This is a genomic window from Oribacterium sp. P6A1, from assembly GCF_000702885.1.
Lineage (GTDB): Bacteria > Bacillota > Clostridia > Lachnospirales > Lachnospiraceae > Oribacterium.
Genome location: NZ_JNKO01000040.1, coordinates 1 through 15417, shown reverse-complemented (window position 1 = coordinate 15417; position 15417 = coordinate 1). Strand labels below are relative to the sequence as shown.

The 15417-nt window shown below is 41.9% G+C and carries 14 protein-coding genes and 1 pseudogene; all 15 read left to right on the top strand.

Annotation, left to right across the window (positions count from 1 at the left end; translation table 11 throughout):
• Positions 1-198: 198 nt before the first annotated feature.
• Positions 199-783 (top strand): biotin transporter BioY, encoded by a 585-nt coding sequence (locus T515_RS14640; RefSeq protein WP_036612813.1) that lies wholly within the window; start codon positions 199-201, stop codon positions 781-783.
• Positions 784-795: 12 nt separating this feature from the next.
• Positions 796-3243: a uroporphyrinogen-III C-methyltransferase gene (gene cobA, locus T515_RS14635; RefSeq protein ID WP_036612811.1), complete on the top strand. Its 2448-nt coding sequence runs from the start codon at positions 796-798 to the stop codon at positions 3241-3243.
• 116 nt (positions 3244-3359) lie between these two features.
• Entirely contained in the window at positions 3360-4370 is a 1011-nt protein-coding gene (gene nirJ2, locus T515_RS14630) for a putative heme d1 biosynthesis radical SAM protein NirJ2 (protein ID WP_036612808.1), read from the top strand.
• On the top strand, positions 4363-5547 hold the full coding sequence (locus tag T515_RS14625; RefSeq protein ID WP_036612806.1) for a radical SAM/SPASM domain-containing protein: 1185 nt from the start codon (positions 4363-4365) through the stop codon (positions 5545-5547). The genes nirJ2 and T515_RS14625 overlap by 8 nt, the downstream gene beginning before the upstream one ends.
• Positions 5548-5751: 204 nt before the next feature.
• On the top strand, positions 5752-6849 hold the full coding sequence (gene ahbB / locus T515_RS14620; protein ID WP_155988392.1) for a siroheme decarboxylase subunit beta: 1098 nt from the start codon (positions 5752-5754) through the stop codon (positions 6847-6849).
• A gap of 77 nt (positions 6850-6926) precedes the next feature.
• Positions 6927-7487, top strand: a complete 561-nt coding sequence (locus T515_RS14615; RefSeq protein WP_051671787.1) for a precorrin-2 dehydrogenase/sirohydrochlorin ferrochelatase family protein — start codon at positions 6927-6929, stop codon at positions 7485-7487.
• A gap of 293 nt (positions 7488-7780) precedes the next feature.
• Positions 7781-9040, top strand: coding sequence for an ammonia-forming cytochrome c nitrite reductase subunit c552 (locus tag T515_RS14610; protein ID WP_036612801.1), 1260 nt, complete (start codon positions 7781-7783; stop codon positions 9038-9040).
• A gap of 203 nt (positions 9041-9243) precedes the next feature.
• Positions 9244-10572, top strand: coding sequence for a cytochrome c biogenesis protein ResB (locus T515_RS14605; protein WP_036612799.1), 1329 nt, complete (start codon positions 9244-9246; stop codon positions 10570-10572).
• On the top strand, positions 10562-11392 hold the full coding sequence (gene ccsB, locus T515_RS14600) for a c-type cytochrome biogenesis protein CcsB (protein ID WP_036612797.1): 831 nt from the start codon (positions 10562-10564) through the stop codon (positions 11390-11392). Before T515_RS14605 ends, ccsB begins: the two co-directional genes overlap by 11 nt.
• A 111-nt stretch (positions 11393-11503) precedes the next feature.
• Positions 11504-11932: a hypothetical protein gene (locus tag T515_RS14595; RefSeq protein ID WP_036612795.1), complete on the top strand. Its 429-nt coding sequence runs from the start codon at positions 11504-11506 to the stop codon at positions 11930-11932.
• Between the two features lie 12 nt (positions 11933-11944).
• Positions 11945-12388, top strand: coding sequence for a hypothetical protein (locus T515_RS18100; RefSeq protein ID WP_036612793.1), 444 nt, complete (start codon positions 11945-11947; stop codon positions 12386-12388).
• Between the two features lie 360 nt (positions 12389-12748).
• Positions 12749-13813: a DUF5688 family protein gene (locus T515_RS14585; RefSeq protein ID WP_036612791.1), complete on the top strand. Its 1065-nt coding sequence runs from the start codon at positions 12749-12751 to the stop codon at positions 13811-13813.
• A gap of 263 nt (positions 13814-14076) precedes the next feature.
• Entirely contained in the window at positions 14077-14523 is a 447-nt protein-coding gene (locus tag T515_RS14580; protein WP_036612789.1) for a hypothetical protein, read from the top strand.
• A gap of 80 nt (positions 14524-14603) precedes the next feature.
• Complete coding sequence (locus T515_RS14575) at positions 14604-15128, top strand: PcfB family protein (RefSeq protein WP_051671786.1); 525 nt, start codon at positions 14604-14606, stop codon at positions 15126-15128.
• A pseudogene (locus tag T515_RS14570) lies at positions 15125-15417 on the top strand (VirD4-like conjugal transfer protein, CD1115 family); the annotation flags it as partial. The gene T515_RS14575 and the pseudogene T515_RS14570, both read left to right, overlap by 4 nt.

The following is a 15417-nucleotide window of genomic DNA, read 5'->3' as shown; positions in this document are numbered from 1 at the left end:
ATTATGGGATTATAGTAAATGACGAATCTACTTAACTTTTTCAAAATCTTGGCGATTCTCGCTTTTTCAATTCCTACGGTAAACTTACGCTGTCCGGTGGGATTACTGCGATAGAAATAAGAACTTATACATGATATAATCTATCTATCATTTTGTGGATTTAGGAATTTTATTTTAGGGAAAAGAAGGGGAAAGGAAATGACAAAGAATCTGAATATAACTAAATCGACATCACTTGTCTTATGTGGTCTTTTCACAGCACTCATGGCTGTAGGAGCATTTATAAAGATCATGCTCCCAATCGGAATATGGCAGGTGACATTTTCGCTACAGATATTTTTTGCTGTTATGGCAGGGATGTTCCTCGGCAGCAAAAATGGTTTCTATAGTGTGCTTGCTTATGTGCTGGTAGGGCTTATGGGAGTTCCGGTTTTTGCACATGGTGGCGGTATCCAGTATATGATGAAGCCGACCTTCGGATTTATAATCGGATTCATAGCCGCAGCCTGGATCAGCGGTCTCGTTACTGAAAGTAAGAGCGGAAAAGGTATGGGAAAACTCATACTTGCCGCATTTCTTGGTGAGATGGCATATTATTTCTTTGGGCTTCTATACTATTTCATAATGTACAACTATGTTCTCACAAACGGAAAATCCATCGGCGTAGTTGCACTTATTGAAGTATGGTTTCTGAGCACTGTCATTCCGGATTTTATAATCTGCGCTTTGGCTGCAGTAACCTATAATCGTATTTATCCACTTGTTAAAAACTACATTTGCTGATTATTCTGCATTATGAAAAAACTAATCATTGCAACCAGAGGAAGCAGGCTCGCTCTGGCTCAGACAGATATAGTTTGCGGCCTTCTTAAGAAAGAAAATATAGACTATGAGATCAAGGTAGTTCACTCCAAAGGGGATCATAATCAAAAGGATGCACTATCCAAAATAGGAGGGAATGGGCTTTTTATACGTTCTCTTGAGACGGAACTTATTGAGGGTAATGCTGACATCGCTGTTCACAGCGCAAAGGATCTTCCATATGATCTGGGAGAGGGGCTGGTGATAGGCGGCGTGCCAAAGAGAGGCGACGCAAGGGATTGCCTTGTGACATTAAAGGGCGCGGGACCTGAACAACCTATGGTCATAGGCACAGGAAGCCCCAGAAGGATAAGTGAATTAGAACAGCTTTTTCCGAAGGCGGTTTTTGAAAACCTCCGTGGTAATGTTGACACGAGACTCAGAAAATTAAGTGAAGGCCGGTACACTGCCATTGTTGTTGCGGCAGCAGCGCTGGACAGGCTTGATTTGGATTTTCAGGAATATGACATCAGAAGACTTGATATCAGGGAGTGCATCCCTGCCGTTTGTCAGGGAATGATCGCAGTGGAATGTCGTGAAAAAGATAGGGAGATCGTGGAGCTTCTTGACAGAATATCTGATCCGGTAACGAAGCTTCGATTCGGAATAGAAAGATATCTTTTCAGCAGGATGAAAGCGGACTGCACTCTTCCCGTGGGAGCACATGCAGAGATAGATGGAGAAGAAGTTCGTATTTCGGCTATGTTCAGGGGCAAAAAATGCGAGCGGACAGGTAAGGTCAAGAACCATAAGAGTGTTTGTGATGATATGGTAAGGGAATTAACCGGAAACCGTTCAGGTAAGGTTACCCTTGTGGGAGCAGGCTGCGGAGAAGGTCTTATAACCCTAAAAGGTCTTGATGCTGTAAGTAATGCTGATGTCATAGTTTATGATGATCTTCTGGCTGTGGAAGTTCTTTCCCGGATTCCTCAGAAAACAAAACGAATATATGTTGGGAAAAGATCCGGAAAGCACAGTCTTCCTCAGGAGGAGATCAACCGCATACTGATCCGGGAAGCGCAGGAAGGAAATAATGTTGTCCGCCTTAAGGGTGGAGACAGTTTCGTTTTCGGAAGAGGCGGAGAGGAAATCCTTGCACTCATGGAAGAAAACATCCGCCATGAGGTCATACCCGGTGTAACATCATGTGTTGCTGTTCCCGAAAGATTCGGAATTCCTGTAACCCATCGGGGCGTGGCACGTTCCTTTACCGTGGTTACCGGTCATACAATGGAAGATGGGGAAATCAGAGTGGATTGGGAGAATCTTGCAAAAAATCCCGGCACACTTGTATTCCTTATGGGAATAAAGAATCTGAGAGAGATATGTGGGAAACTGATGGAGTATGGGAAGCCGGAGGATACTCCGGTAAGCGTATTGTCAAAAGCTTATTGCAAAGAGGAGCAGCGTTTTGATGGTAAGCTTTCCGATATAGCGGATGTGTGCGAGGGAAAGGCATTGACCCCGGGGATCATAGTTATAGGTCAGGTGGCGGGGATGGATTTAAGATGTAAAACAGATTACAGCAATGTTGTTGACCAGGAGCATCTCATAGATTCATACTGTAATGAGGATAAAGAATATAGTGCAAAGTGTGATTCTGATGTGAATTGCGATGATGCAGCTGATAAGGTATGTGATACCGGAAGGTCTGATGTAGAAAAAAAGACAATTACAGTTACCGGTACTGAAAGATTTGTGAATATCCAATGTAAGGCTCTTGAGAAGCTGGAAGCAAAGCTTGTTCCCATGACCACAATGGAAGTCAGGTTCTTATTTGAGAAGATGCCAAAAAGCTTCGAAGACTACAGTTGGATAGTTTTCACCAGCAGAAACGGGATCGAGGCATTCTTCTCATATCTGATGGAAAGTCAGATAGATCTGCGTTCAATCATGAAGCTAAAATTCGCCTGCATAGGTTCGGGAACTGACGAGGACCTTCGGGTTCATGGAATCCACGCGGATTTTGTACCGTCGGAATATACTGCGGAGGTGCTTGGTCGTGAGCTTGCGGAGCATCTCGGAAAGAATGATCGATGCCTTCTTTTGAGAGCGGAGATAAGTTCAGAGGCTCTTTCGGAGGAACTTAAAAAGGGCGGAATAAATTTTGATGAAGTGCCTATATACAGGACTTTAGTTAATGAAAAGCTTGCCGGAGACGGAAAAAAGCAGGTGGATTCTGATTATGTGATATTCGGAAGCGGAAGAGGTGTTGAAGCTTTTTTTACTTTCTGTTCACTTTCTGATGGAACTGTACCGGTTTGTATAGGGCCAAGCACTGCGAAAAAACTTAGAGAACACTATGATGGAGAGTTCCTGATGGCAGGGGAGTATACTGCCGGGGGAATAAGTGAAGTCATATTGAAAGATATGGAATTATAGCCATGCAGTCCGGAAGAAGTGTGTCAAAGCTTCATGGTGAAATATGCATTTGTTGAAGAGTCGATCAGAATTTTATTTTAGTGAAATATGATAAGCGGCTCAAAAAGGAGATTAACGTGATCGTTTCATGGATGACAACCAATAGTTGTAATCTTAAATGTAAGCATTGTTATCAGGATGCCGGTGAAAAAAAGGCTGAAGAACTGACAACTGATGAGGCAAAGAAGCTTATTGACGGAATACAAAGAGCCGGTTTCAGGATAATGATATTCAGCGGCGGGGAGGCTTTAACCAGGCCGGATATATTTGAACTTGTAAGCTACGCTAAGGACAAGGGACTTCGTCCGGTATTCGGTACTAACGGTACTCTGCTTACGGAAAGTGTGGTTGAAAAACTAAAGAATGCCGGAGCCGGTGCCATGGGCATAAGTCTGGACAGCCTGGATGCAAAAAAGCATAATGAATTCCGTGGGGATGCCGGAGCCTACGAAAAAACCATGGAGGGCATAGATAACTGTCGGAAGCTTGGACTTCCGTTCCAGCTTCATGTAACAGTCATGGACTGGAACAGAGACGAGATCCTCGATATTATTGATTTCGGTGTGAAGGTTGGGGCTATCGCAGTTTACATATTCTTCCTTATACCTGTGGGAAGAGGGAAAATGATTGAGGATCATCAGGTGCAGGTGGAAGCTTATGAGCAGCTGCTTAAGGATATCATGCTGAAGCAGAACGAGGTCGCCATAACCATTAAGCCGACTTGTGCACCTCAGTTCATGAGGGTTGCAAAACAGCTTGATGTGAAAGTAAGTCCAAGATTCTCCAGAGGATGTCTTGCCGGGCTTACCTACTGCATCGTAAGTCCGGTGGGAAAGGTGCGTCCATGCGCGTACATGCTTGAGGAGGCCGGAGACATTAGAAAAAAAGAATTTGATGATATCTGGAAAAACAGCGACCTGTTCAGGAAACTGAGAACCAAGGATTACAAGGGAAGTTGTGAGAACTGTGGATATAAAGATTCCTGCGGTGGCTGCAGAGCCAGAGCCGCTTACTACAACAACGGAGATATTCTTGCGGAGGATCCTTATTGTGCCTACGGAAGATTGAGGGAGAAGTCTGATGCTTAGTCTTACCAGAATGCTGACTGAAGATACATATTTTGGCGATGAGCTTCGCTATAAAAAGGGGGCCGCTGAACAACGTAACGGAGTTTCAGAAGGCAAAGGTCCGGTGGTGGTCTGGAATTACACAAGAAGCTGTAATTTAAAGTGCAGACACTGCTATGCGGGTTCGGAAAACAAAAAGTATGAAGGGGAGCTTACTACCGAACAGGCTCTCAAGGTTATAGATGATCTTGCAGATTTTCATGTGCCGGTGATCCTTTTTTCCGGAGGAGAACCTTTATCGAGGAAGGATTTCTTTACACTTGCGGAGCATGCCGCAAAGAGAGGTATCAGGCCTACGCTTTCAACTAATGGAACGCTTATCGATCGGGAAACTGCCGGGAAGATAAAAGATATCGGAGTCGGATATGTAGGCATCAGCCTGGATGGACTTGAGGGGACCAATGACTTCTTCAGGGGATGTGACGGCGCGTATAAAAGGGCAATGGAAGGCATCAGAAACTGTAGGGCCGTAGGGCAGCGTGTCGGACTCAGATTTACTATCAATAAAGAAAACTACCGGGAAGTCGGGGATGTGCTTGACGTTTTGGAGAAAGAAGATGTTGACCGTATCTGCTTCTATCACCTCGTATATTCCGGCAGAGGGTCGGCTATACGTGATGAGGATCTGACTGCTGAAGAGAGCAGAGAGGTTCTTGATCTTATTATAGACAGGACACTGGATTTTTACAGGAGAGGTCTCAAAAAAGAAGTTCTTATGGTGGATAACCATGCAGACGGACCGTATCTTTATCTCAAATTAAAAGAAAAGGATCCGGAAAGAGCAAAGTATATTTTGTCGATGCTCCGAAGGAATGGCGGCAATAGATCAGGAATGGCTTTCGGAAACATCGATTATCTCGGTAATGTTCATCCGGATCAGTTCTCACCTCAGCATACCTTTGGTAATGTTCTGGAAAAGCCCTTTGGGGAGATTTGGACTTCGACTGAAAATCCTGTACAGGCAGGACTTAAGGACAGACATGGGCTGTTGCCGGAAACCTGTAGGAACTGCTGTTGGCTAAACTGTTGTAACGGTAATTTCAGAACCAGAGCGGAAGCCGTAAGCGGGGATTTCTGGGGAATGGATCCGGCGTGCTATCTGACTGCGGAGGAAAGAAATGTTTTAAAGTATCAGTAGATAGATTTCTGTATGTCGTATATGAGATAAAGGGGATCCTGTGAGGGAACCTGCGTGGTCCCGATCAGCATTAGTTGACATTTTAATTGGAAAACCGGAATAGAGCCGACTAGACTGACATCTGTGTGTCAGAAATAATCGGCGTAAAACATGCATTTATAGATGAGATAGAGTATAGAGGCTCAGGGGGCAATGACAGTAAAAATGAGTGGGACACAGATGGTTCCTGATGATTCAGACAAAGCAATTCTTCTACAGCTACAAAATGGAATTGACTTAACCGAAAGACCCTACCTGTGTATTGCAGATAGTGTTGGGTTACCGGAAGAGACTGTTCTGGAGAAAATCCGCAGTATGGCAGAGACCGGGATTATCAGGAGGATTTCGGGTTTTTTTGAAGCCGAATTATTGGGATATCAGTCTGTGCTTTGCAGTGCTGTGGTTCCGGAGGAAAACATTGAACTATACAAAGAATTTTTGGACAGGTATCCGTGTATCACTCATAACTACCTGAGAGACCACAGGATAAACGGCTGGTTTACATTATCAACAAAAGATGAAGCGGACAGAACCCGTATCCTTTCTGAGATTCAGGGAAGCGGACTAGTGAGGAAGATTTATGTCTTTAAAAAGACAAAGATGTTCAAGCTTAAGGTATTGTTTGATCTCGATGGTAAAGAGGAGATACGAAGTGAGAGCGTGGCTGCAGACTCGCAGATAAGTGTCAGAATCGATTCTGTGAAAAAGAGTGCATTTATGACCGGCATCGCCGGAGACTCGAATCTTACGGGGCTTTGTAAAGATGTTGGAGAACATCTTCAGGCGGTCACCCCTGAGGAAATCCGTCTGATTCGTGAGCTTCAGAAACAGTTCCCCCTCTGGGAAAGACCTTTTAAGGTTATAGGTGAAAAAATCGGCCTGGAAGAACAGGATGTGCTCCTTATGACCGGGAAGCTTAAAGCGGAAAAAAGGTTGAAGAGGATATCCGCAGCGTTAAGCCATCATAAAGTCGGCTACAGCATCAACTCCATGGTGGTCTGGGATGTAAAAGAAGAGGATATGGATAAGCTGCCTGAATCAGTTCTTTCCTGTAAGAATCTGTCCCACTGCTATCTTAGGGAAAAGGATCGGGATTTTGATTATAACTTTTACACCATGCTTCATGCGAGAACTGAGGATGAGTACCACAGCATAATGGATATGTTAAAGGAAAACATTCCCCATGAAAAATATGCGGAGCTAAGGACTGTAAGGGAACTGAAGAAGATCGGGATGAAGTATTTTACTGAGGGAACGATATAAAGACATATTTATGTGATATCTTGCGGCTTAACCGGCAGCAATACACGAAAAGATTTGTGACAGGAGAGAAAACCGTAATGGCATATTTCCCTATAATGATAAATCTAGAGAACAGAGAGGTTCTCATAATCGGAGGCGGAGCAACTGCACTTCGGAAGGCAGAAACCATGTTGTCCTACGGGGCTGAAGTTTCTGTGATAGCTAAGGAATTTAAACATGAATTTCCTAAGGATGTGACTCTCATAGAAAAAGAATTTGAAGATAGTGACCTTTTATTAAAAGCTGAAGATTATTTTCTGGTGATCGTTGCCACCGGGGATGGGGAACTAAATGCTCACATTTCGGAATTATGCAAAAAAGAACGTATACTTGTTAATGCTGTAGATGAGGAAGAAAAGTGCAGTTTTATCTTTCCGGCGGTCTGCCGGCAGGGAGATGTTGTGATCGCAGCCAGTAGCGGGGGAAAGAGCCCGTTAGTCACACAATTTCTTCGGGACAGAATTTCAGAATGTATTCCGAAAAATATCGGCGAGATAAATGAGAAAATGGGGAACCTCAGAACCCGTATTCGGCAGGAGGTTCACAGCCAGAAGGAGAGAAAAGAAATATATAAGAAGGCATTGGAAGAAATGCTATAACCTCCATCCCCCTCTATAAACGTAAGTTTTTCTGCCGTTTATCTCTGACATACAGATGCAGATCTAATTTGCTCCAAAAACCGGCATAAATGTCAAGGATGAGCCGGATTCTACATAACTAAAAAATTAATTTTGATACTTAAAGGTATGGAAAAATTTATTCCATTGGTATAAACTGTTATTAAGTATAAGTGTCCGCTCTTTTGGTGTGCACAAAAATGATCGTGTTTATTGTAGCTGGGTTTTATTGATTTTTAGAAGAGATAGTAAGCTTAGGAAAGTTGAGGTCTATCATGAAAAAGCTATTAAAAGATTACTGGTTGGTAGTCATGGCAGCTCCCATTCTGTTGTTCGGGCTGATTGTAAACCTGTACAAGATGAGTGTTCCGAAGCAGGAGGTTGCCAAAACTGAACAGGAGGCGGCAGCAATGACGCCAAAGGCCGCAAATCCGGACGGGGTAATTTCTGCTGATGAGTGGGCAAAGGTCTTTCCGGATATCGTTGAGTCCATCAAGCTGAACAGCAAGCATGATTATCAGACCGATTATCTCGTAGATGATCCTTATCTGGTTGAACTGTATGAAGGTTATGGTTTTGCAAAAGACTATAAGAGCGCCAGAGGTCACTACTATGATCTTGATGACGTTCATGAGACGGCAAGACCTCATGCAAAGGCCAATTGTCTTACCTGTAAGACTGTTAATTTCACCAAGCTGGTCAATGATATAGGTGTTGATGCTTATACCAAGGATTTCGAAGAGGTTTTTTCTTCCCTGAATGAAGGAATTAGCTGCTATAACTGTCATGGCAATAACGAAGCCATGGGACAGCTTACAGTCACCCATCAGTATATGGCAGACGCGCTTGGTGATAATGTTGGCTCCATCCATGCAGCGAATGTTGCCTGTGGTCAGTGCCATACAGAGTATTATTTCAAACCTGAAATTCTTGAATGTACCGTTCCTTACAGCAGTCTGGATACCATGGGACCTGAACCGGAGCTTAAGTATTATAAGGAAATCGGCTACACTGACTGGACACAGGAATCTACAGGTGCCAAGATGCTTAAGGCTCAGCATCCTGAATTCGAGACCTTCCTTTTGGGAAAGCATGGAAAGATGCTTAGCTGTGCTGACTGTCACATGGAAACAGTTACAAGAGCTGACGGAAGTACCTACAAGTCACATGAGCTTGTGAGTCCTCTGGAGAGTAAGACCCTCCTTGAGAGCTGTGCTCAGTGTCATGGAAGTACGGATATGGTTGAATTCGTTCATGGTATACAGGAGAAGGTTCATGCCCGAGAAGACGAAGTAGGCGACAAGCTTGTGGAGCTTAAGAAGGCTCTCGTTGAAGCAAACCAGAGCGGTAAGTGGACTGAGGATGAATTGAACGAGGTTCGCGAGATCTACAGTGATGCCGAGTGGTACTTTGACTGGGATTATGTTGAGAATGCAGAGGGCGCACACAACAGTGAGCTTGCTTATAAGTGCCTTGATACCTCAGAGGAAATGATTAATCAGGCAATGGAGAAGATACAGGCTCACAAGGTATGATGGATTTCCAAGAGAAATGCTTATAGCGCCTTATTGATAGACTTAAACTAATATTCAGTGCATATCTAAAGAGAGGAGGATTTTTCCTCCTCTCTTATTGTATAATTAGAGCATAAGTCTTGCATCAGGCTACATTGCATTCTGAAAGTTCGTAAGCGAAGCAATGCGTAGGACTTATGTATGCAAAAATTTGGGGATGGGATATGAACGGTTTTAAAAAATTCTACAAATTCATTTCGTCCATGAAGCTTGCCCTGGTCTTACTGGGACTTTTGATCATCGGATGTGTCATAGGTTCTGTGATACCACAAGGTCAGATCATGAAGTTATACCAGCAGCAATATGGCGACAGAACAGCGGGGCTGATAATGGCACTGAGTCTTGACGATGTTTTTCACAGCTGGTGGTTCGTGGCATTTACTGTCATCCTGTGCCTCAATCTCTTTACCTGCTCCATATTAAGGACACCGGCACTTATAAAAAGGTGGAAGAGCTTCGGAGATCTTCCGGATGAAAACAGCATTTCAAATAATGTCTCAGTAGAGAGCAGTCCGCACTATATCGGAAGACTTTCAAAAGACCCGGAGGCATTTCTGAAAAGTCTGGGTTTTTCGAGGCAATCCGGAACAAAGCAATCTGAAACAAAGCAAAACGAAACAAAGCAGAGTTATATAGTTGGATTCAGACATAAGGCAGGACTTTTAGGCCCGCTTATCACTCACATAGGAGTGCTTCTTTTGATACTGGGATTTTCTTTTGGGCAGATGTCTAAAGTGGAGTATACCGTTTATGGCCTTCCGGGAGATGCAAAACAGATTGGAGATACGGATTATATTCTTCAGATTGATGATTTTAACATCGGTCTGAGAGCTGATGATACGGTGGAACAGTACACCTCGGATATCACAGTTCGAAATGCAGCAACGGGTGCAAAGGAAAGTGCCAGTGTTTCTGTCAATGCTCCTGCATCATTGTTTGGAATGAAGTTCTTTCAGAATTCCACTGGATGGGCTGCAGACATGCACATACTTGAAAACGGCGAGCTTCTCCAGGAAGAAGCGGTAGAAGCAGGGAATTATGTGACTGTATCTGATAAAACGGATCTGCAGATCGGATTCATGGCATTTTATCCCGATTATCATTACGACAGAGAAAAGGGTCCCTTGACCCTGAGCTCCAAATTCAATAATCCTGCATATCTGTATATTGTTTATTTCCAGGGTTCGGTACTTGGGATGAACACACTTATGGAAGGTGAAGAGCTGACCATAGACGAATATACCGTGACATTTGACAACCCGAGAAACTATACGCTTATTCAGATCAAAAAGGACAGTTTCACTTATTTTGTACTTTTGGGTGGTGTGGTTCTTCTTTTGGGATTATTCCTTTCTCTGTATGTTCAGCCGGAGAAAATATGGTTGAAACAGGAGGGTGATGGATATTTGGTCTTTGGAAGCGGCGGTAAGAGCGGAATTCTTTTTGCTGACAGAGTTAAGGCGAAGTTGAAAGGAAATAACTATGAAAAGTGAAACACTTTTTAATTTAGAAAACAACTTGTTTACGGTGACCATGCTTTTATATTTTGTCAGCATGATCCTCTTTTTTGTCTTCTTTGTGTTCAAAAACCTTAAGGTCACAAAGTTAGGAAACGGAACTTTGATTACAGGCTTCCTTCTCCATACTGTTGTGATGCTTATAAGAGGTATAAATGCAGGAAGACTTCCCATCACCAACCAGTATGAGTTTGCGTCTGCATTTGCCTGGGGTTTATGCTTTGTGTCCATCATTTTTATATACAAATACAAGTTTCAGGCATTGGCTACCTTCTCCGTTCCTGTGATATTTCTGATGATAGGTTATGCTGCAATGCAGAGTAAAGAGGTACATGAGCTCATGCCATCACTCAGGAGCAATTGGCTGGGATTCCACGTATCCACTGCCATCATAGCCTATGGTGCCTTTGGAGTTTCCTTTGCCATTTCTATCATGTATCTCCTTCGTACAAGATCAGTTGCCAATGCTTTTTTTGAGCAACACGTGCCCTCCGGTGAAAAACTGGATATCATCAGTTACAGAGCAGTAAGCCTCGGGGTTTTATTCCTTAGCTTTTGTATGATATCGGGCGCCATCTGGGCGGAGAATGCCTGGGGCAGTTACTGGTCCTGGGATCCGAAGGAAACCTGGTCTTTAGTTACCTGGTTTATCTATTTCATCTATCTTCATCTGAGACTCAGAAGCGGATGGAAGGAGAAGCGGGCCGCCTGGTTTTCCATAATTGGCTTTGTATGTGTGATATTTACTTATATCGGTGTAAATACTCTGCTTCCGGGAGTGCACAGCTACGCCTAGAGCATAACCCACTGGGGACGGTGTCTTCATATGATCAATATATTGACACTGTTGCACAACACTCATATAATGAATACATAGAGAGTTGCACAACACTCATAGGAGGATATTATGCCAAGAGTTAATTTATCAATTAGTCAGGAACTCTATGATCAAATTAAGAAGGCTGCTGATGATAATTTTCTTAGTGTGAATAATATGATCGTGAACGAACTTGAGAAAGCATTCTCAGTAGGTAATGTATATGACTATAGCTATGCCATGAAGTCCTTGATAAAAGAATCTGAAGACATGAAAGCAGAGTTTACCTTATCCGATTTACCGACATTTAAAAATGTAGACAGGATAATTATTGAGTATGGTATAAAGGAATCAGCCGCGTCGGTAAGGGCTCGTTTAGGGAAGATATATAATGAGGCTATACGTAATGGCTTGATAAAGGGTATAGATAGGGCAATTGTAAATAAAGACGGAGAAATGGAAGCAAAATTTCTTTCCAGAGCTGCTGTTTATGTAAAGAAAATCGATGATGCCAGATAGAGGTAGATAGATATGGATGAATGGGATGATTACAGAAAACCTTACAGCTTGACAGATGATATCAGTTCAACAATAGGTGGTTCCCTTTTTAGTATGCTGTTTTTTGGTGCAATATCAGCAATATTAGGGATGTTGGGATTTTTATTAAAAAGAATAGATATTCTGAATTCTATTTTTATCAGTTGCTTACCGATTATGTTAACGTTAAATAATGGATGGGAGCGAAATGTTTATTTAGGAATATTCATAGCATCAGTAATTGTTATGGTTATATTGCAGCATTCCTTTATAATTATTCGTGTGCTGTGCAGTATCTTCGGATGTCTTACGGTTCTGTTCTTCAGCTATGAATTCAGACTACATGCCCCACGTAAAGAACAAATCATCACTATGGTAATAGCAGGTGTTATATATGCACTTTTGAATTTAAGCTATTGGAATAGTAAGAGCAATTAATAATTGATATTCTTAATCGTAACCAAAGTCATAGGTTTTGTCTCGCAAACAACAAATTGCAACAATTCTATTATAAAAATATGATGATTGTATTATATAAAGGTTATAGATTGATGATACATTCATGATTGTATCCGTTTTAAAGGCATGATATTATTAGAATGGAAGAAGGAGCAAGGAAAAACTTGTTTCTTCTTTTCTTTTGCAAAAGAATATGGCAAAAGATGAAGCGTCAGCTTGTGATCAGAAGATCATGAGTCTGGCGTATTTTTTTGCTCAAAATTCAAGTGACGACTTGAAACAACTGAGGTGGATAGAATCATCCGCTACAATCATCTACTTTGCAGGAAAGGACAAAATATGGATTACGAGAAGTTCAAAGAAAGTGTTAAGGAAGATCTTGGCAAGATGCTTAAAACAAGAGGTCTTACAGTAAATATTCAGGAACATCATATGGAAAAGCTTAATTCATCATATGATGCATTAACTATCACTCCGGAGGACAGTAATATCGGAGTTAATGCAAATCTCAGCGCTATGTATTCAGCAGTTGAGGATGGTCAGAGTTACAGCAAGATGTTGACTTCGGCCGTAAATAAAATAACGGAAGGGCTTAGGAATACTCCGAATGTAGACATTCAGGATCTTACAAATTACGAAGTGATGAAAGATAAGCTTTCTATGGATGTGGTATCAGCGGAACGTAATGCAGAGATGCTCTTAAACATTCCACATGAGCGTATTGAAGACATGGCTGTGGTTTATAGATTAGTGCTTGATAAGAATGATTCAGGCAATGGCACAGTTCTCGTTACCAACAAGCTTATGGAGCAGTTTGGAGTTACCAAGGAACAGTTACATGCTGATGCAATGCTTAATGCCCCTGAAATCAGACCGTCTGAGATAAGAGGAATGTCAGAAGTATTATCTGAAATAATGGGTGTAGAAATGCCTCCGGGAATGGATACACAGGATGAAAAAATGTTTGTAGCAACTGTACCGGATAAGATTCACGGTGCAGGAGTCATTGCTTATCCTAATTTTTTTGAGGAAGCAGCAGAAAAGATCGGTGGTGATTACTATGTACTTCCAAGCAGCATTCATGAGGTGCTGCTTGTGAAGGATAACGGTGATATGTCTGTGAAAGACCTGGAAGCGATGGTAAGGGATGTTAATGAAACACAGGTTGCACCGGAGGAACAGCTTACAGATCATGTTTATCACTACGATTGTAAAGAACATGTCTTTGAAATGGCTGATAAGTATGAAGCAAGACTTGCAGAAAAAGAAGCCGAAGGACGTGATTCTGATAAGGATTCTCTTCTTGGAAATCTTAAGGCTAAAAAAGAAGAAGTAGCTAAGGAAGTATCAGATAAGACTTCAAAGGAAGTAAAAAACAAGTCTAGAGAAGGCGAGACACTATGAGTAAAGAAAAGAATAAAGCATCAAGAAAACATAGAAGAGGTAAGGGGTCTGCAAATAAGCAGGCTCCTTCTTTTTACCCTTGTAACTGTAAGACGCCTTGCTGTTATGGGAGAGGTAAAAGCTTTTGTTGGCCCTGCATAAAGAAGTTATATGACTGTAACAGATCATGAGGTTACTGTGGTCATTGATTGTTGTTACAAGGTAAGACAAAGTAAAACGATTTGGATATTCAAATTGATATACGTTAATGAAAAGGAGAAAGAATGAGAAAGTATAGATTAGGTATAAATATGGATCCTGTTAATGATGGTGTATTTGAAGCAGAAGTGGATAAAACAGGGGGGAATTACGCAGGTAATGAAAATGAAGATTATGTTGCTGTATTAGTGACAAGTAAAGGAGATTTCAAAGAATTATCTGATGCTGAATACAAGGAACATGTATCAAATATCCGCCAAAAGGGAGTATATGCATGTATGAAAATTCCGGGAGGAGTGGAGTTTGAATTCGATTATAGACATGTCTTAAAGGAAGGTGATGAAAAGGTATTTGTTGGTACAGCCCTGATGAAAATATTCAAGAGTCCGGAGACAACAAGAGACGATATTATGTTCAAACTTATGGAGGCCATCACTTATATTCTGGTGCCGGTAAGGATTGGAAATGACCTTGTCTCAGGTTTTGGAGTGAATGATGCTGAGACATTTTGATAGATAAATGTTAAGTGGTTTAATTCATAAAACAATTGGTATGAAACGAAGAATAGATTTCAAAGAGGAGGCGAGCATGAATGATTAATGAAGATCTATCCAAGGAATCTATTGGAGAGTTCAAAAATGAAATAGCAAAACCTGCAATAAGATTCGTATGTAAGAGCATTATTATTCCGTCAGAAAAGATGCTTGTAAATATACTGAAGAAAGTTGCAGGTTTTCCTGTTAATGCAATCAAGAACAAGATTCATCCGGAAAATGGCGAAATGTCTGTAAAGCAGCTCATTAGAAAGGATCAGGGAGCTCAGTCAGTTGACATCGATGATTTAGGTCTTGGAGATTTCAGGAGAATTGCAAACAAGTATGGTGTAGACTTCGCCATAGTCAAATCTACAGAACTGGACCCGCCGAAGTATTCTGTGTTCTTCAAAGCCAGAGATGCGGACGCAATAACAGCTGTAGTTAATGAATATACCGCTAAACAACTTAAAATCCAGAAAGAAGGAAGGGCCAGCATCCTTGATAAACTAAGAAAATTCAAGGAAATTGTTGCCTCGATTCCGAAGAAGGCTGTGGAAAAGAGAAAGGACCTGGAGCTATGAACAGTAAACTTAAGAAGAAACTGATTCTTAATGTTCCTTATGCTGCCCTGGGACTTTTTGCCACGAACATAGGAGAAGCATGGAGGCTGGCAGCAGGTGTTAATGCTTCTGAGAAATTACAAAGCCTCATAATGGACGGATGCTTCGGACAGGCTTTTACGAATCTTTTGCCAAGTATTCATCCCGTGGACCTGTGTGTTGGAGCAGCTGTTGCCGGAGGATTGAGGCTTTTAGTGTATTTGAAAGGTAAGAATGCCAAGAAGTATCGTCATAATGAAGAATATGGCTC